General features: G+C 61.2%; 15 protein-coding genes. 9 read left to right on the top strand and 6 right to left on the bottom strand.

Annotated elements, in window-relative coordinates; translation table 11 throughout:
- The first annotated feature begins 48 nt into the window (after positions 1–48).
- The 5 genes from PLL20_16955 (at position 49) to PLL20_16935 (ending at position 7,417) form a co-directional block, all read left to right on the top strand.
- Entirely contained in the window at positions 49–1,287 is a 1,239-nt protein-coding gene (locus PLL20_16955; GenBank protein HPD31683.1) for a CehA/McbA family metallohydrolase, read from the top strand.
- Positions 1,288–1,611: 324 nt separating this feature from the next.
- The gene (locus PLL20_16950) at positions 1,612–2,622 is read left to right on the top strand and encodes a uroporphyrinogen decarboxylase family protein (GenBank protein HPD31682.1); all 1,011 of its coding nucleotides are present in this window, start codon (positions 1,612–1,614) and stop codon (positions 2,620–2,622) included.
- Positions 2,623–3,053: 431 nt separating this feature from the next.
- Complete coding sequence (locus PLL20_16945) at positions 3,054–3,743, top strand: vitamin B12 dependent-methionine synthase activation domain-containing protein (GenBank protein ID HPD31681.1); 690 nt, start codon at positions 3,054–3,056, stop codon at positions 3,741–3,743.
- A 126-nt stretch (positions 3,744–3,869) separates the two neighbouring features.
- Positions 3,870–6,566 carry a YfhO family protein gene (locus PLL20_16940; GenBank protein ID HPD31680.1) on the top strand — a complete coding sequence of 899 codons (2,697 nt, stop codon included), beginning with the start codon at positions 3,870–3,872 and terminating at the stop codon, positions 6,564–6,566.
- Entirely contained in the window at positions 6,566–7,417 is an 852-nt protein-coding gene (locus PLL20_16935; protein HPD31679.1) for a glycosyltransferase family 2 protein, read from the top strand. The genes PLL20_16940 and PLL20_16935 overlap by 1 nt, the downstream gene beginning before the upstream one ends.
- A 112-nt stretch (positions 7,418–7,529) precedes the next feature.
- On the opposite strand, the gene PLL20_16930 is transcribed toward PLL20_16935, so the two are convergent.
- Together PLL20_16930 and PLL20_16925 are read right to left on the bottom strand one after the other, a co-directional pair.
- Positions 7,530–7,985, bottom strand: a complete 456-nt coding sequence (locus PLL20_16930) for a hypothetical protein (protein HPD31678.1) — start codon at positions 7,983–7,985, stop codon at positions 7,530–7,532.
- A gap of 18 nt (positions 7,986–8,003) precedes the next feature.
- The gene (locus PLL20_16925) at positions 8,004–8,474 is read right to left on the bottom strand and encodes a YkgJ family cysteine cluster protein (protein HPD31677.1); all 471 of its coding nucleotides are present in this window, start codon (positions 8,472–8,474) and stop codon (positions 8,004–8,006) included.
- Between the two features lie 246 nt (positions 8,475–8,720).
- On the opposite strand from PLL20_16925, the gene PLL20_16920 reads away from it, so the two are divergent.
- Both PLL20_16920 and PLL20_16915 read left to right on the top strand, forming a co-directional pair.
- Positions 8,721–9,488 (top strand): DedA family protein, encoded by a 768-nt coding sequence (locus tag PLL20_16920; protein ID HPD31676.1) that lies wholly within the window; start codon positions 8,721–8,723, stop codon positions 9,486–9,488.
- 171 nt (positions 9,489–9,659) lie between these two features.
- Positions 9,660–11,750, top strand: a complete 2,091-nt coding sequence (locus tag PLL20_16915; GenBank protein ID HPD31675.1) for a hypothetical protein — start codon at positions 9,660–9,662, stop codon at positions 11,748–11,750.
- 82 nt (positions 11,751–11,832) lie between these two features.
- Here the strand turns inward: PLL20_16915 and PLL20_16910 are convergent, their stop codons facing one another.
- Positions 11,833–12,993, bottom strand: a complete 1,161-nt coding sequence (locus PLL20_16910) for a hypothetical protein (GenBank protein HPD31674.1) — start codon at positions 12,991–12,993, stop codon at positions 11,833–11,835.
- 510 nt (positions 12,994–13,503) lie between these two features.
- Between PLL20_16910 and PLL20_16905 the strand changes: the two genes are divergently transcribed.
- Positions 13,504–15,102, top strand: a complete 1,599-nt coding sequence (locus PLL20_16905; protein HPD31673.1) for a sodium/solute symporter — start codon at positions 13,504–13,506, stop codon at positions 15,100–15,102.
- Between the two features lie 170 nt (positions 15,103–15,272).
- Here PLL20_16905 and PLL20_16900 read toward each other — a convergent pair whose 3' ends face one another.
- Entirely contained in the window at positions 15,273–16,382 is a 1,110-nt protein-coding gene (locus tag PLL20_16900) for a DUF2961 domain-containing protein (protein HPD31672.1), read from the bottom strand.
- A 63-nt stretch (positions 16,383–16,445) separates the two neighbouring features.
- Complete coding sequence (locus PLL20_16895) at positions 16,446–17,363, bottom strand: hypothetical protein (protein HPD31671.1); 918 nt, start codon at positions 17,361–17,363, stop codon at positions 16,446–16,448.
- Between the two features lie 827 nt (positions 17,364–18,190).
- Here PLL20_16895 and PLL20_16890 point away from each other — a divergent pair.
- Positions 18,191–18,514 (top strand): RNA-binding protein, encoded by a 324-nt coding sequence (locus PLL20_16890; protein HPD31670.1) that lies wholly within the window; start codon positions 18,191–18,193, stop codon positions 18,512–18,514.
- A 345-nt stretch (positions 18,515–18,859) separates the two neighbouring features.
- Here the strand turns inward: PLL20_16890 and ppdK are convergent.
- Positions 18,860–21,291 (bottom strand): pyruvate, phosphate dikinase (ppdK, locus tag PLL20_16885; GenBank protein ID HPD31669.1); only part of this gene is annotated, 2,432 nt, incomplete at its 5' end.

Raw genomic sequence — 21,291 nt, 5'->3', positions numbered from 1 at the left:
GTTTTGTGAAGCACCCATGGTCATGAGCACAAAGAAAAACGGCTAAAGTTGACAGACAAGACTTATCGTCCGAAGCGATGGATCGACATGCGCAAGCTCGGCTGGTTCTCCGGCGACGACCACGTGCATGGACAGATCCTAAGCGACGACGATGCCGCTCGACTCATGGCCTGGCTGGTGGCGGAGGATGTACACCTGGGCAACATCGTCAAGATGGGTGACATTACCCGTACCTACTTTGAACAGCGCGGTTTCGGTAAGGATTACCGCGTCATCAATAGCGACTATGTTCTCTCGCCGGGCCAGGAATGTCCGCGAACGCACCAGTTCATCGGGCACACCATCTCGATGAATATCAATAGCATGGTTCGCGACACCAACAAGTACTACCTCTACGATTACGTCGCGGACACGGTGCACGGACAGGGCGGCTTGTGGGGCTACGCCCATGTCAACTCGGGGATGTTCCATGTTCACCGCGATATGAGCGTCAACGTGCCCAAGGGCAAGTGCGATTTCGCAGAGGTGCTGCAGTTCGGCCATCTGGGTACCGAACTGTGGTACCAGTTCCTGGATCTGGGGTTCAAGGTCACCGCCTCATGCGGGTCCGACGTTCCGTGGGGCGGCACGATCGGCGAGGTGCGGCTCTATGCGTGCATTGGGGAAAAGGCTTTCGATCCGGATGCCTGGTTCGAGGCCGTGCGCCGGGGTCGCACGTTCGTGACCAATGGCCCGATGATCGAGTTCACGGTCAACGACGCCTTGCCCGGCGATGAGATCGTGGTCAAGGACAACGCCAAGCTCCACGTTCGTGTGAAGGCCATGGGGCAGACCGAGTTCTCGCAGCCGGAGTCTGTAAAGGTCGTCAAGTTCGGCCAGGAGGTCAGGGTCGCCAAACCTGCCAAGGAAGGCGACACCGAGATCGTCCTCGAGTTCGACATGGAGGCCGGGCACGGTTGCTGGCTGGCGGCAGTGACCCGGGCCACGAATGGCTGTCATGCTCACACCACGCCCATCTACGTGCGTCGTGAGGGCCTGAGATGGTGGAAGTTCGAGGATGTCGACCAGTTGCTTGACAAGCGACTCGACAGCCTCAGCCAAATCGAGAAACTGGTGGCCGACGCCAAAAGCAAGGACTTGGTGACGTTAGAGGGTGATCAGGAACTCAAACAGTTGGCGCTTCAAGGCGATGAACTGCTTAAGCGCGTCGATGCGGCCAGGAAGATATACGAGCAGCTCAGGGAGACCGCTGTGAAGGAAAAGGCCATCCGCGGCAGCAACAAGTAGCGATCCAATGACGCCCTGCCGGCGACGAGCGGGCAAAGATCGCGACGAGACGGCGGCGGATCGGGAAGGTCGAGCACACCGGCAGCACCGGCGGCCGGATCGCGCTTGTGGCGATCCGGCGGCGTGTGGTATTCTGACGCCGGGTAGGTTTTCGGCGAGGTTGGCCTTCGGCCTGACCTCAAATACCAACGTTGCCCCAACGTCCGATAGACTTCTTGACAGGAGAACCCAAGGCGGACCGCCTTCTTGCGAGCCGCGGCCAAAACGCACCGTGATCCCGAAACACGTGCGCGGAATGCGCACCTGATACGACGGAAGAGACGAATGAACAGCCGGGAACGAGTGTTGTCGATGATCGAGGGGCGGGCGTTAGATTGCCTGCCGTTGATGCCTATTACGATGATGTTCGCCGCGGATCAGATCGGGGCGAAATACCGCGAGTATGCGACCGATTACCGCGTGCTGGCTGAAGGGCAGATCCGCACCGCCGAGCAGTATGACTTTGACTATGTGTCGGTGATCTCCGACCCGGCCCGCGAGACGGCCGACTGCGGTGGGACGATTGAAATCTTCGACGACCAGCCGCCGGCGATTGTCGAGAGCGAGGCTCGGCTCACCGACAAGTCCGACCTGGCATCGCTCAAGATGCCTGATCCCCTCGGGGGCGGGCGTATGACCGATCGGGTAAAGGGAGTTGCTCTGCTCAGAGAAAGGGCGGGGAAGGACAAAATCGTCGAAGGCTGGATCGAGGGTCCGATCGCCATGGGCGCCGACCTTCGCGGACTGAACGCGCTCATGCTCGACCTGATCGACGACCCAGCTTGGGTGCGGGACCTGTTTGAGTTCGTGGTGGAGATGGAGCTTTGTTTCGCCAAGGCCCAGGTGGACGCGGGCGTGGATATCATCGGCGTCGGCGACGCAGCGGCCTCGCTGGTCGGCCCCGAGCTCTACAACGAACTGGTCTGGCCGTACGAGAAGAAGCTGGTCGACGGCCTCCACGCCATGGGCACGCGCGTCCGGTTGCACATCTGTGGCAACACACGGCCATTGCTGACGGACATGGGCCGACTCAAATGCGAAATCGTCGATCTGGACTCGATGGCCCCGCTGGATGAGGCTCGCGCCGCCATGGGGCCCGATCAGGTCCTGCTGGGTAACATCAACCCCGTTGCCGTGCTGCGCAACGGGACTCCTGAGCAGGTGCACGCGGCCCTTGCCGAGTGTCATCGACAGGCGGGCGCCCGCTACATTGTCGGAGCCGGCTGCGAAGTGCCCCGAGGCACGCCTAACGAGAACGTTCTTGCCATGCGAGACTACGCCCGAGCCAACCATTGAATATGTGGAACCGGCATCCTGGCAGTACGTGTCTGGCACCAGGCCGGATTCGGCGAACGTTTGTCCGGCGCGGGCGCCGGCCGGTGCGTTCCTTGGTGAAGAACCATGGCTGGCAGAGTCGTAGGGTTGATGCCCCGTGCGACTGAATGTGGCTCAATGGCCAACAAGCCTTGATGCATCCGGCTCATTTCTGTGTTTGGCTTGGTCCGCCCTGTCAACATGTGCTAAGATGACTGGTGTGCCGTGATAGGGGAGGCGCCTCACGGCCTTCGTCGTTGCCGCGAACCTGTCGGCCAATGTGGAGAAGAGTCTCCGCGCCGCGAAGCCCGATATCGTTGCCTGAAGGACCTTGATGCCCGTCGTTGCTGACAGCCCGTTCATGACCGTGCGCCGTGACAGCGGACGCAGTCTCCGCATTGAGTAACCACATAATGTCTGACCCCGTCATCCTCGACAACATCGCGTTTGATCTCGAACCCGAGGCCGTTCTCGACCGTCTGCACCTGCGGGACCTCGATGACTACCACTCACGGGCTCTTGACTTGGCCGGTCAGGCGCAGGTTGTCGCCCGGCCGCGAGCCATGTACCGGGTCGCCTACATCGATAGCCGTACGGATGACACTGTCACTGTTGAGGGCATCACCTTCACCAGCCGGGTGTTGGCGGTGAATCTTCGGGAGACGCATCGGGTTTTCCCTTTTGTGGCGACCTGCGGGCGCGAGATGGCGGCTTGGGCTGCGCCGATCACCGACATGCTCGAAAGGTTCTGGGCTGAGACATTGATGGAAATGGCCGTCCATGCGGCTGCCCGGTTCGTGCACAAGCATGTCACCGATAAGGCCGCCTTTGGCCCGGTTGCCGCCATGGACCCCGGCTCGCTTCAGGATTGGCCGCTGGAACAGCAGCGCGAACTCTTCACCCTGCTGGGCGACACCTGCGGTGCGATCGGGGTGGAGCTGACCGATAGCTGCTTGATGGTGCCCGTCAAGAGCGTTTCCGGTATCTTTTTCCCTTCGGAGACGCATTATGAGAACTGCCAGCTCTGTCCGCGCGAGACCTGCCCCGGCCGTCGGGCCAAGTACGATCCGGACCTCTACGCCCGCCGCTACGCCCAGCACTGACGCCCTTGCTCGTCATTCGGACTTCGGACTTCGGGCTTCTTTCGACATTCGGATTTCGTCATTCGTCATTGACCGGTCATTGGGATTTCGTCATTGGGACTTGGCCATTGCGGGGGGGATCCTGACATGACCTTCCCCCGATTCGCGATCTTCCTGGGCATGGTGCTGGCGGTTTGGTTCTGGCCGTCGATCTTTGGCGGCAAGGTGCTCCTGCCGACGGACCTGACATGGCAGTATCCTCCGCAGACGCCGCCGGCCGGGGTCACCGGGGTTCACAACTCGCTCATCGGCGACATGCTGTACGAGAACTACGCCTGGAAGACCCTCCTGCGCCGCTGCCTCGCCGACGGCGAATGGCCTTTGTGGAACCCTTATGCATTCTGCGGCCATCCGCTTTACGCCACCGGCCAAGCCTCCACGTTTTACCCGCTGAACATCATCTTCGTGCTCGCGCCGCTTCCGCAGGCCTATGTTATCTACACGGTTCTGCACTTGTGGCTGGCCGGTATGTTTCAGTACCTGTTTCTACGGCGGATCGGTGTGAGCCCCTTCGGTTGCGCCGTCGGCGGCGTGGCCTTCGCGACGTGCGGCTTCCTGGCGATGCAGTTGATCTGGCCCATGCTTATCGGCTCGGCCATCTGGCTGCCGCTGATGCTCCTGTGGATCCTCCGTCTGGGAGACTGCTTCCGTGCGGTCGGCGACAGCCTTCCTCGTGCCGGGGCAAACGGAATCCCTGAGTCAATGGCCGGTTCAGGCACTCGGCAAAGCTCGGCGAAGATGGTGCCATCCCCTTTCCGGCGTGCGGCAGGGTGGCGCATCGGTCTCGGAGGAGTGATCTTCGCCATGCCGATTCTGGCGGGCTTCTTCGAAATCGCCTTCTATGCGTGCTTTACCGCTGCGTTATTCACCCTCGCCTGCTGCTGGCATCTCTGGCGGCAAACTCGTTCCGCAAAGAGGTGTCTGGGGTTCTGCGCTGCCACGGTCACGACAGCAGCCTTGGCCGCGATGCTCGCCGGGCCGCAGCTTCTACCGTTCCTTGAAGTCAAGAACCTCACCACCCGCGCAGCCGAGGCAAGCTATGAGCGTATGGTGAACCGCGCCCTGCGCCCCGAGCATCTGCTGGAAATGATTGTTCCCGACATCTTCGGAAACCCCGCCAAGCACAAGGCCTTCGATCTGCGGACGCGCAGCATGCGGCCGATCGAAGCTCGTCGCGGCGCGGATTTCTATGCCTACGGGACCAAGAACTACAACGAGAACGGCTTTTACCTGGGGCTGATGCCTCTGGGGCTGATGCTGATCGGCCTGTTAGCCCACGGTTGCTACCGATGGTTTTTCATCCTGGTTCTTGCACTCTCACTGCTGTTGGCCTTCGGCACACCGATCTACGCCGTGTTCTACTACACCGTGCCGGGTTTCGAGCAGGTGCGTACTCCGTTTCGCTGGATGTTCGCCGGCACCTTTGCCATCTGCTGCCTGGCCGCAATGGGAGGACAGCGCTGGTTTGGAAGGCTGAGCGGCTCGTGGTGCGACGAAATGAGAGAGAGTCTCAAAAAGTGTCGAGATGGGAGTCTCGATGCAGCGGTACCGGTCGCAAGCCAGGCAAGCGGGCAACGTCGAATAACAGGCGTTCTGATCATCGCCGTACCGACGCTCATGCTCCTTGCGTTGCTCTTGATGCTCGTTTTCCCATCCCTTGCCTATCGCCTGGCGGAACGGGCCTTCGACCAGATTCCCCGACTCTCGCAAGGCAACGGCTTTATCGATTCCTGGGACGTCGCCGGCTACATGTGGGCCAATGCCCTGCGTCTGACGATCTTTGCCCTGGCCGCCGCCGTCGTCCTTGCTCTTCCTGTCTTGCGCGTCTGGAAACCCCGCGGTGCAGCGGTTGCGGCCATGCTTTGTCTCTTACTGACGGCCGCTGATCCTTTCCAAGCCAACGGCGGCTTCATGACCCAGGCTGATCCGGCCTGGCTCGATCATGTCCCCCCGGCCGTTGAATTCCTCCGCTCCGATTCCGGCCCGTTTCGCATCGGCCGTTTCGGCCCCCGGATGGTCTTGCATCCGAACCTTCCGATGCTCTACGGACTCCAGGATATCGGGGGCTACGATTCCGTCATCCTTGCCGACTATGCCGATTACATAAACGCGATCGAACCCCAGCGTGCGCTCTGGTCCAACCAGATCATCGGTTTCGAGGATCCCGGATCGCTCGATTCGCCTCTGCTGTCATTGCTGAACGTCCGTTATCTGCTTGTCGATCCGTCCGATGAGCTCGACCACCCCGATTGGGAACTGGTCTTTCGCGAGGGCTTGAACATCTACCGAAACAAGCGCGAATGCCCTCGGGCGTTTATGGTCTACGAGGTGCGCGAGACGGCATCATGTGAGCAGGCCGTTGCAGACCTGGCCGAGGGGCATGTGGACACATCTCGAATCGCCTTGGTCGAGGCCGCCGCTTCAGCAATCGGTCTGCCCTCGGCTGCGCCGGGCGAGCCCGGCCGCGTGAGAATCGTTCGGTATGGCCATTCGGCGGTCACAATGACGACCTCTACTTCGGTTCCGGGTCTGGTCGTGTTGTGCGACATGATGTACCCGGGCTGGCGGGCTTACGTGAATGGCCGATCTGCGGATATACTGAAGGTCAACGGGATCTTCCGCGGAGTCCACGTGCCGGCCGGCGAATGTCGGGTCGAGTTTCGCTTTGAGCCTGGCAGCCTCCGCGCGGGTCTGGTTCTCATGTGCCTCGGCCTGCTGGCCGTGGGGGGATGCTTCGCGGCCTCGTGCCGGCCTTCCCGACGCAAAGGTGAGCGGTTAGCGTGATGGCAGTCAGTTCGAACAGCACCATCAGTCTATCTCATGCTGACCGCATCGCGCCTTGGGAATCGCTCCTTCAAACCACGGCCCAGAGCGTCTCATTGGTGATCCCAGCCTACAACGAAGAGCTGTGTATAGGCCGGTCCTTGGAGGAAGTCATGGCTTATGTCGAGGCTTGGCCGGCTTTTCGCGAAGTGATCGTCGTCGATGACGGCTCAACCGACCGGACAGCCGTGATCGTCGAGGGCTCTCGTCGGCAGCATGCAGCCACTCCGGTGCAACTCATCCTGCTTCGCCATCAGCGGAATCAGGGCAAAGGCGCGGCCGTGCGAACCGGAATGTTCCACGCAACCGGCGACATCGTGGCCTTCACTGATGCGGACTTATCGTCGCCGATGTCCGAACTGCCCGCATTGGTCGGGCCGATCCTGGCCGGCCAGTGTGACATCGTCGTCGGTTCCCGGGCCCTCGACCGTAGCCTGATCGCCATGCGGCAATCCCGCTTTCGCGAGACCGCCGGCAAGATCTTCAATCTACTTGTCCGCATGCTGACCGGCCTGCCGATCTACGACACCCAATGCGGGTTCAAGGCCTTTCGGCGCAGCAAGATCGACCCGATCCTCAGACTGCAACGCGTCGAGACCTTCGCCTTCGACGTGGAGATGCTCTACCTCGCGTCGCGGATGGGCCTGACCATCTGCGAGATCCCCGTGCATTGGAGCCACGTCTCCCATACCAAAGTCAAACTCTTCCGCGACTCGATCAGGATGTTCCTCGACGTGCTATGGGTCCGATTCGATGCCTTTCGTGGTCGCTACCATCTGACAGACCAACAGACCAACAGACCAACAGACTAAGGCGGACCGCGTTTTTGCGGGCCGCAACCCAAGCGCTCTGCGATCCAGAAACATGCGCGTAAAATGCAGACCAGTCGCGACAGAAGAGACTAACAGACCGGCAGCCTGTCCGTTACTGCATTCCCTTCATTACCGTCATCCAATCCACGTACATGTAGGGGACTTGCAGCGCCTCGTGCATGGCCTTGAGCTGAGTCAGTCGCCGCTCGCTGAGCGGTCCTTGCCAGTGTTGGGCGCTCGGATCGCAGTAGAAAACGCGGCAGCCGAAGGGCCGCCGCTCGCGGGCGTGGCATTTGCCGTCGATCGCGTGGGGGCAGGCGTCGGAAGTGACCGGGGGCGTGAGGTTGCCTGTCGCCAGGTAATACGCGATTTCGAGCGAGGTCACGTACAGCCGGTGACCGAACTGGCCGAAGCAGCAGCACTTACCCTTGTTCCAGCACGTGGGGTCATGAGCCGCAATCTCGCGGTCGACCTCAACGTAAAACTCGCGCATCGCCCTCACGATTTCCGGCCGTTGCGCATGTTCCCGCAGCACCGACACCGAAACCGGTAGCAACCTCTCACTCATGAAACGCCTGCATCGAGTTTACGGAGCATCTGCCTTCAACGGCGACTCCTCACCCGGCTCCCAAGAGTCCTTCAGGCGAACGGCCTCGATCTGGTCGATCGTGAATTGGCGGCCGTTGTTCATGCCCGGACAGACCTCGCCGGCCGCAGCCCATGCCGAAGGCGATTTGAGATTCTGTGTCCAGAACGGCCAGGTCCGGCACTGCAACGGCCGCACCGGGTAGATCGAGCACCCCCGGGTTCCGTTGCCCGTCGACATGAGGAAGACGCAGTCGCCGTTTGGCTTCTCCACCAGCGAGTGCCTGAAACCGATGCGCCTCAGGTGCTCCTTGCCGAGCCAGTCATCTTCGCGGCCAAGATAGACGGAAATTCGCCGGATCTCTTCGCGGGTGACCCAGACATACCCAGGCGGCCCCGTGCAGCAGTTGCCACACTGGCTGCACGAGAAACGTAACCCTTCGGCGTACCATTTGTTATGTGTGTTTCCCACTGTGGCGGTTGACTCTCCGGACCGTTCGTGGATCAGGCGCCTTTCGGCGACCGGATTCGCTCGCTCGGTACTATCATAACCCGGTTTGGCAGGACCACCCGGCCGGTGTAAGATCCGTGAACCGGCGGAAGGTCGCCCCCCGAGTTAAGGATAGTCCGGATAAATCTCGATAGCAATAATCAGTTATCGAGGGGACCTGTAAAGAGCTTCCGCAAGCTGCGACAGCGGGTTGTACCGAGGATTGGAATGCCCTGGGACAAACTGCCCTACCTGTGCGTACTGGCGGTACTGGTTGCTGCCAGCTTTGGGATGCCAATCCCCGAGGACATTCCTCTGCTCACCGGCGGATGGCTGTGTTATCGCGGCTTGGCCGTCCTGCCGATTATGATCGCCGTCGGCATGTTGGGTGTGCTCACCGGCGATGTCTGTCTGTTCTTCATGGGTCGTCGATTCGGCCACCACATCGTCGAACACCGTTTCATGCGGCGGATCGTGAAGCCTTCCAGGCTGCTGCTGGCCGAGCATCTTTTCGAGCACCACGGCATCAAGATCATCTTCGCGGCTCGCTTTCTACCGGGGCTTCGAGCGATGGTTTTCCTTGCCAGTGGCGTTATGAAGGTGCCCTTCTGGAAATTCATTAGTGTGAACGGCTCCGCCGCGTGCATCAGTGTTCCGACGCTGGTCGTGCTCGGCTGGCTGTTTGGGTCACAGTTTGATCAGCTCAAGTCGGATGTCCGAATGGTCACCAACATCATCGGTTTCCTCGGGCTCATCGTTCTCGTCGTCGCTGTGGGGCTTTACTTCCACCGGCGATCCAAGCAATACCTTGCCGAGGCCGGTCCGGATGAGGCGGTCGATGCCGACACGCTGGTACAATTGCCGCCCGGCGGGCATGTGGAGCACACCTCCGCTGTGGGCAAGCCTGCGGCCCCCATGTCAGCTTCAACCGTGTCCGAGCAGGTATCGTCGTCTCACAACGATTCTTCGGCGGCACAGGTTGCAGGGGGGGTCTGACCCCCGCTTCTCTGAGAACACGAAGAGCCGTCTATTGGTGTTGTCGGCGGTATGTTGAAAGACGCTCTCCCAAGTGCGTCCCGTCGAGATATTCGCTGTATGACATACCGATAGGCCAAGTACTTCGAGGAGCGAGGATGTAGAGCCCGACGACAACTGCGGGGATGAAGAATGGCAAGGAGATGGCCCACAACGGCGTTGATCGCGGCGTTCCTGACCGTAACCGGTGGCTCGATCGCTCAAACCGCGAGCCGGCCGGCGACCGCTGTCGTCGAGATCTTGCCTCAAATCAGTGAAACGCCCGTGTGGCCCGAGATTATCGGCGTCAATCTCGACTACGGCGGCGCGGCGGCCCTCAAACGGCCCGAAGCCATGCAGGCGGTCAAGAAGATCGGCATCAAGTCGATCCGTTTTCCCAACGGGTGCGAGGCTGACCGTTATGACTGGAAAGCCGACAACGAACGGAAGATGACGGTCGAACAGTTCCTGGTTTTCTGCGAGGCCGTCGGGGCTGAGCCTTACTACACGCTGAACTTGCAGGGCGGGACGGAAGGCTTACCCGGCCCGCCTCCGACAGGCGCGCCTGTGGCCGAGATCATCCGTTATCGACACACGGCCCCAAATCCCTGTGGCTATACGGACTACTACTTCGGGACTCTGGCCGAGACGCTGAATCTGGTTCGCAAGTACACCATCGAGCGGGCCCTGGCCGGTCGACTTCCGATCACCTGTTACGAGATGGGCAACGAGAACTGGGGCCAAGCCACCACCGACTGGCCACCCGAGCATTATGCCCCCACCGTGGCCGCCTACGCTCAGGCCATGCGGCAACTCATGGCCGAGGCCGCCGCCCAACACCCGACGATCAAAGGCCTCAAACTCTGGATCACCGCGGTGGGCTACCCCCTGATGGGAAACAATCAGGATCCGCTCCAGGCCACCAATCACGACATCAACGTCCGCTGGACGCGAGAACTGAATCAGCTTTACGAGGCGGGCCTGATCGATGCGGTGCAGGACCATTTCTATCCCTACAGCATCGAAGGGACCGACCTGCTGATCTGGTCGCACCACAACCTGCAGAACATCCTCTACGGCCGACGCGGCGTCGCCAACCCGGGCCTGGGCGGATACCGTGAAGAGGCTATCGCCTACCGCTCACCCATCGAAATCACCGAGTGGAATCTCAAGTGTTGGGGTGAACAGCGCAAGTCGAAGCTGGACGCGAAGAATCTCGATTTCGAGCAGGACATGACCGGCTGGAGAGTCACCCACGGTGTTGCGGGCAGCACCGCCGTCGTTTCCCAAGATGCCGGACGCCGAGGACGCGGCCTTCGCCTGAGAACCGGCTCGTCGGCCGACGCGTCGATATCGGTGTCGCAGGCCTTCGAGTGGAAGGACAAAAAGGCCACGAGTATTCGCGTCGCGGCCTGGGTTCGGACGCCTCATCCCGATCGCATCTCTGCTCAACTGACCACCCTCGGTCCCGAGAGTCGTCCTGCCGAGCCGCTCTCGGATTCCGCCAGTCGGACAGCATGGCGAGCCAACCACTGGCACAGAATCGTTTTCGGCGGCAAGGTGCCCGAAGGCGCCACTTCCCTCGCGGTGAACTTCTTGCTGTCCGGAGCTGATGCTGAAGCTGACATCGACGGCGTCGAGCTCTACTACTGGGACAACGAGGCCGGTCTCATGCCGGCCGCCGCCGACACCGCTGCTCAGCAACTCCTGCTGGTCGACGCGTTTCGGGTGATGATCAGCCACGGCATCCGCCGGGCCCACCTGCACCACCTCTTCGGGGCCTACCCCTGCGGTATCATGTACACCGACGGCCGCATCAAGGACAACTACAAGGTCTTCGAGTTCTATGCCGGCGGCCTGGGCACCCACACCGTCCGCACGCAGGTGACCTGCGACACATTCGACTTCGACAGCCAGGGCGACAAGTATGCGACCGCATTCAACGCCCTGGCCCCCGACGTCAAGAACGTGCCGATCATCTCCGCCTTGGCGATGCGCGATGAGAGTTCGCTGTACGTCGTGGCGGTGAACCGCTCCACGGATGAGCCGGTCGATCTGGCATTGCGGGTCCGGGATGCAGATCTGGGTGCCGGTTTCGTGCGGACCTTGACGTGCCAGGACACGGACCGACCTGGCGTCCAATTAGGCACCCAGGATCTCCCCTCCGGCCCACCGGCCACCTACCGCATGGCGGCTCACTCAGCGTGCTTGTTCAAGCTCGCGATGACTTCGCAGAAACGCTGATCGCGCGGGGGACAGGGATTGACAACCGGTTCACGTCGTGCAACGTAACTGCTCGCGATATGGTCGAAACCGCCATGCACCATCACCGGATCGTTTGTCTCTTATCCTTCGACGAGGCGGACGCGGCTTTCTTTGCCGGAGTAGCGGTTTTGGACTTCCTCGCGGGGTTGGCATTCTGCGCGTTCTTGACCGGCTGGGGGTTTTGCGTCTTGTTCACGGAGCTGACGCCCTGGGTTTGCCTCGGCGGAAGGTCAGCGTTCGCCTCAGTCTTGCCGAGCACGTCAGACAGTCGTTTGTATTCCTTCACTATTGCCGGGTCCGACGATGCAAACCGATCGCGGTCCCATTGCCATTGGCCCCACTTGTCGGCGAGCAGAGAAAAGTACGCTACCCGTGTTTGGTCATACTCCAGCATCGCAGTACAGGCACTCTTGTCTTCGGCAGATACCCCATATCCGGGCACGCAACCTCGCAGTTGTTCCAATCGCGTTCCGTTGATGCCCGCCTTAACCAGGATGTCCCGGATTCGCTCGCTGCCGGAAGTCATGTGCTGCTGCACGTCCTCGGCGGCCTTGAGAATCTGTTGGGCCAGCTTCAGCCGGCTTTCAGCATCCTTTCTTGAGGTGATGGTCTTTGCCTGGGTCCCTCCGGCCGCGTTCAAGCGGGAGATCGCATCGTGGCGGACCGCGCGTTTATGACGCTCCTCTTTCAGCAGCGTCATCGCTGTGTTGCAGCATTCCTCGACCGCGGGCCGCGGGAGGCCTGCCGCTTCGGCGGCCTTCAGGTAGTTTGCCAAAGGTTTCGCCTCCATCCGGTATTGACCCGTCTTCTCGACGAAGGCTCGCAGACTTTCGGTAAGACCCTCGACCTGACTGCTCAGGTTCTGATGCGTTTGCTCGGCTTGCGCTACACTGATCATCCTGGTCTGACACGTTTTGGTCGCGCCCACAAACCATACGCCGGCTACGCACGCAAGGAAGGCGAAGTTGGGTACCAGCGTCCAGCGTCCGGCGATGAGTCGAAACAAACCGCTGTAAACCGCGAAGACGACGAACGGCCCGACGGCGAAAGCCAGGAGCGGAACGCACTTGCCGGTCATTCCGCCGTTGTTCGCCGCCCATGCGACAAGAACCAGGATCGGACAGGCCACAACCAGGTGAACCACGGCCAGGATGACCGCGTAACCGTTGAGACCGCCAAGCCTCCATTCGCTGTCGTCCGAAGACAGATTGACGGCTTTCATGGGGCATCTCCGCTCGGCGAGTGAGCACAGTGAGAAGGATATCGCTGTGCATCATCCGTCATCGGATCGGGATTCTGCCTGCTTCACAAATGGTGCGCAGACTTGAGCCCATCGTCGTGCCGCAGCCGCCATACGACGAATTATGGGGCACGGGACGGTCGTTCCGGGTCGGGTAGCAAACACATATGCGGACGCAAGAATGCCGCCGAACCGGAAGGCCTGATTGGTGTACTGCCCTTCGGTGGGCAGCACCATGCCATGGCCCGGTGAGCGACGCCAAGCCGGCTGCCTTGTGCACGACACTGCCCGGCTGTCGGGAAGTAGCGGCAACGCACGGCGGCGTCTGCCTCTTCTGCCCGCCGCCGCATTTCGGGGTGCCCTGAGGCAAATCCCGGTGTATCGGACCGCTTGGGGCTTCATGAGTCTGCACATATCATTGGCCGCACTGAGTTCAGATGGGCTGTCCGTAAAACGAGTTCAGCACGGATTTGCCAAGGCACGGAGGATTCCGTGGAGTTTGCCCTTAACTCGTTTGACCTCTCGATCATCGTCACTTCGCTGGCCGCTGTGGTTGCCGTCGGTTTCTGGGCCTCGCGTCGGCAGGACAAGACCGCCCGCGGCTACTTCCTGGCTTCCGGCCGTCTGCCATGGTGGATCATCGGCTCGGCCTTCGTCTCCACCAGCGTCTCCAGCGAGCAGATCGTCGGCACCGTCGGGGCCGCCTATGAGCACGGCATGGCCATCGCCAACTGGGAGTGGTGCAGCCTGCCGGTCTATACGCTGCTGATGATCTTCTTCATCCCGGTGTACCTCAAGAACCGCGTCACCACCGTCTCGGAATTCCTCCATCGCCGCTATGGCACGCTGTGCAGTGATTTCTACAGCTTCGTCATGCTCTTCGCCTACGTGTTCATCTTCCTGGTGCCCGTGCTGTACGGTGGAACACTCGCCATCTCGGGCCTGACCGGCTGGCCCTTCCACCTCACACTCTGGGCCACGGTCCTGATCGTCGCCGCCTATACGGTCAAGGGCGGCCTGGCGTCGGTGATGTGGACCGACGCGATGCAGTGCCTCATGCTGGTTGGCGGGGGGGTTCTGCTCTTCTTTGCCGCCCTGGGCAGAGTCGATGGCGGTTGGAACGCGATGATCGCCGCAAGCCCCGATCGATTCCACCTTTACCGTCCCCCCGGCGATGAGGCCGCGCCTTTCCTCGGGCTGATCACCGCCATGTTCGGCGTCATCCTGTTCTATCAGGCCGGCAACCAGGTGATGATCCAGCGTGTGCTCGGGGCCCGCTCTGAGTGGGACGGCTACATGGGCATCATCTTCGCCGGCTTCATCAATTTCATACGGCCGCTGGTGACCTGCTTCATCGGCCTGATCGTCTACCACTGGATTCACGTGATGAACATGGCCGATCCTCTGCGCGACAGGGATCTGGCCTTCCCTTTTGCCTTGCGGATGCTGGCTCCGGACTGGGGCCTGCGGGGAATCGTGCTTGCCGGCTTTCTGGCCGCGGTGATGTCCACGCTGAGCGCTCTGTCCAATTCCACGGCGACGCTCTTTGCTCTCGACGTTTACCGCAAATGGCTCCGCCCCCACGCTGACGATGTCCAGACCGTCCGGGCCGGCCGCATCGCCTCGCTTCTGGCTCTGGTTATCGCCGCGCTCGTCGCCCCGGCCGTCGCCCACTTCGGCGGCATCTTCAAGTACTTTCAGCAGGGCGTGACCTATCTCTCGACGCCGTTCCTGACGGCCCTGTTCCTCGGCATCCTGTGGAAGCGTGCTAACTACCAGGGCGGTCTTTTTGCCCTCTTCGGCGGTACCGCGATCCAGGCCGTCATCATCGCGGGTTTCCACCTCGCCGGCGTCAAGCTTCACTGGCTCTACCTGGCCTTCTTTGCCCAGGTGCTGACCATCGCCGGCGCGGTCATCGTCTCGCTGCGCTATCCACCTCCACCGGCTGAGCGATGGGAGCCGTTCAACTGGAGCCCGGCACTGCTCGCGCGCCGTGCCGACGCCCCGCCGCGCCCGTGGTACAAGAGCCTCATACTCTGGTTTTCCATCTACGCCGCAATCTGGTTTTACCTCTACCGGCGATACTGGTAGGCGCGCGGGTCGTTGGCCTGTCAGGAAAACATGCAGGGGGCAATCTTTCGGCAAACCTATGAGAGCGGTTCTGGCTCGAAAGGGCTCGCCGAGATCTGGCCACGATCCGACTGGAGCGGTCTCCTTGGCAGTGCCAAGCCAAGCGGCGCGTGCTCGGCACGCCGTGATGCTCAGATGATCTCGAGGTGATCCCTATCCGGCAGCTTCGGGAACGGAGCCGTCGGCAGCGTCTGGTACCAGTAGGCGACGGAGGCGATGTCGTCCTGCAGAGGCAGATAGCGGCCATGGCTTCGCCAGCCGAGGGCCTGGATGGTAATCCGCAAATCCTTCTCGAACCGAACCGGATCCATGATGTGCCAGCGATACAGCCCGAAACGGGTGTTGGCGTCATAGACGCCGTCCGGGCGGATGACCTGCGGCATGCCGGCATACGGCGTCGAGTACTCCTGATACTGCTCGCCCTTGCCCTCGCGAGTGCCGCCGGGCCCCTTATTGACGATGAAGCAGTAGGAGCCGCAGAAATAGTCCTCGGTGCCGGTCCCGCAGATGGTGGGCCACTGGGTGTCGCCGTCGATGAAGAACTTGATCTCGCCTTCGCCCCACCAGCCGTTGTTGTTGACACCCCAGGCCATGTAGGTGCCGACGAACTGTCCTTTGCCCTTGATGCCGTCGACGATGGTGTAGTCGGTCTTGTAGGGCAGGGGGTTGCAGCGGCGAAACTGAGCATGGAAGTAGGCCGCGTCCTCGGGCACTTCGGTCAGCGTGTAGTTGATCTGGTAGAAAAGGACCATCTCCTTGTCGTCGAGGTTCGTGAAGGTGATGCGGCATTTCTTGCGGAAGGGCATCTCCCAGTAGCAGTTGAACGCGCTGCCGGGGTTGACGCAGACGGCCAGCGAATTGACGTGGGCGTACCGGCCCCAGCCGCAAGCGAAGAAGTCGCCGATCGGGCACTCGACCGACGGCATCGCCTGGTCGTCCCAGTAGATCCGGAGAATCTGCATTCGCCACGGTCCGGTCGGAGTCATCCAGATCTGCTGGATCGCGCCGGGGCCTTGGATATTGGCCAATTCTCGTTCCTCCCCGGCCGCGATCTTGATTGCCGGCGAGATCTTCCAGCCTTGCCCCAGCTGGCGAGCGGCCTCCCTGCCCAGCCCCTCCGTGGCCATGCCGCCCTTGCCCTTTTCGCCGGTGAAATTCTCCGGGCTGATCGATCGGGTCTTGGCATTGGAGAGTCGTGGAAGATTACCGAGGTGCATACCGAGTCCGTTGAATGAAGGCATGGTAGTCTCCTGGAAGAGACGGAGGGCTATCAGCGATTGGCATCCTGCCGTTGGCCTCCGTCGTCAGTTTGTGGTCGATCCCCCGCGGTTCATGCTGTCCGGGATCCATGTCAGGCGAGCGATGCGGATGCCCTGGATGTCCGGCAGCAGGGCGGCAATATAGTAGAGGTTGCCGTGAAAGACAATCTCCGGGGCGGCCACTTCCAGCAGGCAGACGAACTTGTCATCCGCCTTCTCATCGATGCCGAAATCCATGGGATCTTTCGAACGATAAACGCTGGTGGTTGGCGGACCGGCGTAACGCTGTGTACGGAACAAGTAGAACCAGTCGCCGATTTTCACCACATGCGGGCATTCGCAGGAGTATGGCGAAGTGCCCGTGAGGCCGCCGCGAGCAACCACCTTCGATTCGCTCCAAGTGCGCAGATCCTTTGATGTCCGACAGAACACCGCCCCGATCTGGTTTGGGAAGGCCGTGTAGTAGCAATGCCAGAGATCGTTGATCCGGATCAGCATCGGGTCGCGGGTGTTGGCTTCGGGGCCTTCGGTAAACATGCCCAGCTTGCCGTTGGGATAGGGCCACCTCTCAAACACTTTTCCGTCTCGGCTCCGCTGGATCATCAACCAGTCCCAGTCCCCGTAGATCATGTAGTAGAGGTCACCGATGCGAATGACATACGGGGCCTGCAAACCGCCGACGCGGGATTCGTATTTCGGATCGGCCTGCATGGCGATCCCCAGCGGCGTCCAGTCCGGATCGGTCAGGCGTTTGCCTTCCCAGCGATAGAACAATCGTGTCAGACCACCGCATCTCGTGTTGCGGATGCAGGACCAGATCTGCCACGTTCCGTCGGCCGCCTGCCAGATCGCGAAATCGACGGGTTCCTGGCGATGGTTCGGGTTCTCGGCAGGAGGCCCGTTCAATCCGCCCAGGTCGGGGCTGCGGGCAACGGTCCACCAGGGACCGGCGATGCGTGGCATGAGCGCGCTTTGCCCCGTGCCGTTGCAGCCGAAGCAAAGAAGGGTCGCCCAGAACGTTACGGTACAGAGTGCTGCGGTGGGGTTTCTCAACATTGAAGACTGTCTTCCCAAGGCGGCCTTCGGCCGCAACCAAAAGATGCGCCAAAGCGCACACCCGTCGCGACGGAGGAGACTAAAGGCGCATGCCCACGCAGAGCCGTGGGCATGGCGCCCGGCGATCCGGAAACATGCGCGCAAGGCGCACAGATGTCCGGCCGCAAGGTTCCAATGAACGACTCATCCGTAGGGCCCGGCAAACGATCCGATCAAGGTTCCTGGCCCACGACACATAGTCGAGAAGGCAAAAAAGATGTCAAGCGACCCGGCCCCAAGGCAATCGGCAACGGGCCAATCGCGAACCGGAACTCGCGGCGGGGTGTCGGTAAGCAGTCACTTGCGGAAATGGGTAACGTCGCCACACGTACCGTGGGCCGAAACAATCGTATCATTAGCCATATCAACAGTTTAGAAGGTTTTCGCCGGTTGGAGAGGGCCCCGCGCCCTGTCCAGGCCTGCCGGCGGCCTCCCACGTTCCGGCCCAGACTTGCGGTCTGAAGAAGGTGGGCAGGCACATTTCGGAGAACGCGGGCTGTACTTTTCGTGAATTGCAGTGTATAGTGTTTTCTGGTTGGTTTGTCGAACGAGTCAGGAACGTGACGTTGGTTGAACAAGTCCGCACTGCAATCTCAATCGCCCTCCTACCTTCTTGGCCGGAATGTTGGCCACTTTCTGAAAGGACCCGGAAAGAGAAATGCGGGTCGTGATGCCCTCGAACAGGAGAATTGACGATGGGCAAGAAGTTGTATGTCGGAAATCTGTCGTACTCTACCACCAGCGATGAACTGGCTGAGCTTTTCGCACCTCATGGCAGCGTCCAGAGTGCGGAAGTGATCATGGATCGGGCCAGTGGCCGGAGCAAGGGCTTCGGTTTCGTGGAGATGGGTACAAACGAAGAGGCCCAAGCCGCGATCTCGGCCCTTGACGGCCAAGAGGTCAGCGGAAGGCCGCTGAAGGTCAATGAAGCCAAGCCGCGCGAAGATCGTGGTGGCGGTCGCGGCCGAGGCGGCCATGGCGGCGGTGGCGGCTATGGTGGTGGCAGGGGCCGCTACTGAATGTCCTGAAGCCGACAGCGATCTGGCTCTTCCGGCCGATCGTGATGTCGGCTTTCGCAATACTCTGCGAACCCTAGAGTAGCCGAAGGCCACGAGCATACCTCGGTGTGTTCGTGGCTTTCCTGTTGAACAAGGACCAGACGGTCGTTCCTGGATAGGCTGCAATCACATACCCGACAAGGGTCCGCCAGCAAGTACAAGTTCAGGTGTCTGCGATCGAACGGTATCGCGGTGATGCCGAGGTTGTGGAAAAAAGGGCACCCCGCCTCTCCGAAAGGAGAAGCGGGGCGTTCTGTTGTCAATCGTCCAGTCAGCAACTGATCGCCAGCACCGAAGCGGCGCGTTCTACTTCTTGCGTTTCGGTGTCTTTTTGCCCTTCTTGGCAGGCTTGGCCGATTGGGTTCTCTTCTCTTCGACCACCGCCTTTGCCGCCGCCAGTCGGGCGATCGGGACGCGGTAGGGTGAGCAGCTCACATAGTCCATCCCCACACGGTGGCAGAACTTGACCGACTCCGGCTCGCCGCCGTGTTCGCCGCAAATCCCGACCTTCAAACCTGGGCGGGTCGCCCGGCCGCGCTCGATTCCAAGCTTGACCAACTCGCCCACCCCGCTCTGATCCAGTATCTGGAAGGGGTCGGCGGGCAGGAGCTTGCCCTTGATGTATTCGGGCACAAACCCTCCCACGTCATCGCGGCTGAATCCGAACGTCATCTGCGTCAGATCGTTCGTGCCGAAGCTGAAGAACTCGGCCACCTGTGCCATTTCGTCGGCCTTCAACGCCGCGCGTGGGATTTCGATCATCGTGCCGTACAGGAACGAAATCTTCTTCATTCCGAATTTCTTCGCCACCTCGCCAGCCACGCGATCGACGATCTGCTTCTGATGCTTCAGCTCGCTCACATCGCACGTTACCGGGATCATGATCTCGGGCATGGCCTTCTTGCCGGCCTTGATCAGCTCGGCTGCCGCCTCGAGGATCGCCCGAACCTGCATCTCGCTGACTTCCGGGTAGGTGACACCGAGGCGAACGCCGCGGTGTCCCATCATCGGATTCACTTCGTCCAGCGACTCAGCCCGTTTCTCGAGTTCCTCGAGCGAGATGCCCAGACCGGCGGCCAGCTTCCTTCGCTCATCTTCCTTCTGGGGCACAAACTCGTGCAGCGGCGGATCCAGCAGGCGGATGGTCACCGGGAGGCCGTCCATCGCTTCAAGCGTCGCCTTGATATCCGACTTCACGTGCGGGAAGAGTTCATCCAGCGCCGCCTTGCGTTCCTCGAGCGACCTGGCATGGATCATCTTTCGCAGCTTGAACAGCGGCTCCTCGGCTCCCTTGCCGTAGAACATGTGCTCCGTGCGGAAGAGTCCGATGCCGGCGGCACCGAACTTGCGGGCCTTGGCGGCATCCGCGGGCGTATCCGCGTTCGCGCGCACGCCGAGCTTGCGGATCTTGTCGCACATCGCCATGAACTGTTTGAAATAGGGATTATCTTCGGCCCCTGCGACCATTGGGAGGCGATCCTTGTAGACCACGCCCTTGGTGCCGTTGAGGCTCAACCATTCGCCTTCGCGAATGATTTCGTTGCCGACCCGCAGGCTTCTGCCGGCGAGGTCGACATGTACGTCGCCCGCCCCGACGATGCAACACTTGCCCCAGCCGCGGGCCACCAGTGCGGCGTGGCTGGTCATGCCGCCGCGGGCGGTCAGAATGCCGACCGCCGCACGCATGCCCTCGACGTCCTCGGGGTTCGTCTCCTCACGGACCAGGATCACTTGCTTGCCCTTGCCGGCCGCCTCGACGGCCGCCTCGGCCGTGAATACCACCTGTCCGGTCGCGCCGCCCGGGCCGGCCGGAAGGCCGGTGCACAGTTTGATCGCGCTCTTTTCCGCGAGCGGGTCGAGCACATCATGGAGCACCTCATCGAGCTGGGCCGGAGTCACTCGCATTACCGCCTCTTCCGGCGTGATCAGCTTCGACTTGGCCATGTCCACCGCGATTCGCACCGCCGCCGGCCCCGTGCGCTTGCCGGTGCGGGTCTGCAGCATGTAGACCTTGCCTTCCTCGATGGTGAACTCGATATCCTGCATTTCGCGGAAATGCTTCTCCAGCTTGTCGCGGATGGCGTGAAGCTGCTTGTAGGTCTTGGGATTAGCCTTTTCGAGGCTGGGCTCGGTGTTACCTTCGGGGCGTGTTGCCTCATTTAACGGACTTGGGGTTCGGATGCCGGCCACGACGTCCTCGCCCTGGGCGTTGACCAGCCACTCGCCGTAGAAGGCGTCTTCACCGGTGGCCGGGTTACGGGTAAATGCGACGCCCGTGGCGCTGTTCTCGCCCATGTTGCCGAACACCATTGCCTGGACGTTGACCGCCGTGCCCCAGTCATCCGGAATGTTCTCGATGCGCCTGTAGGAGATCGCGCGCTTACCGTTCCATGACTGAAAGACCGCGCGGATGCCGCCCCAAAGCTGCTCCATGGGGTCATCCGGGAACGACTTGCCCAGAACGTCCTGAATGATCTTCTTGTACGTGTCGCACAGGGCTTGTAGATCCTCGACGGTCAGATCGGTGTCCAGCTTGTAGCCCTTGCTGCGTTTGAGTTGTTCCATTGCCCGTTCCATCTGTCGGCGGACGCCCATGTCTTCGGGCGGCTCGATTCCCTCGGCCTTTTCCATCACCACGTCCGCATACATCTGCATCAGGCGGCGATAAGAGTCCCAGACGAACCGGGGGTTGTTCGTCTTGGCGATCATGCCCGGGATCGTCTTGCTCGTCAGGCCGA

Source organism: Phycisphaerae bacterium, assembly GCA_035384605.1.
In the GTDB taxonomy this organism is placed as follows: domain Bacteria; phylum Planctomycetota; class Phycisphaerae; order UBA1845; family PWPN01; genus JAUCQB01.
This window is presented reverse-complemented; position numbering and strand designations above follow the sequence as displayed.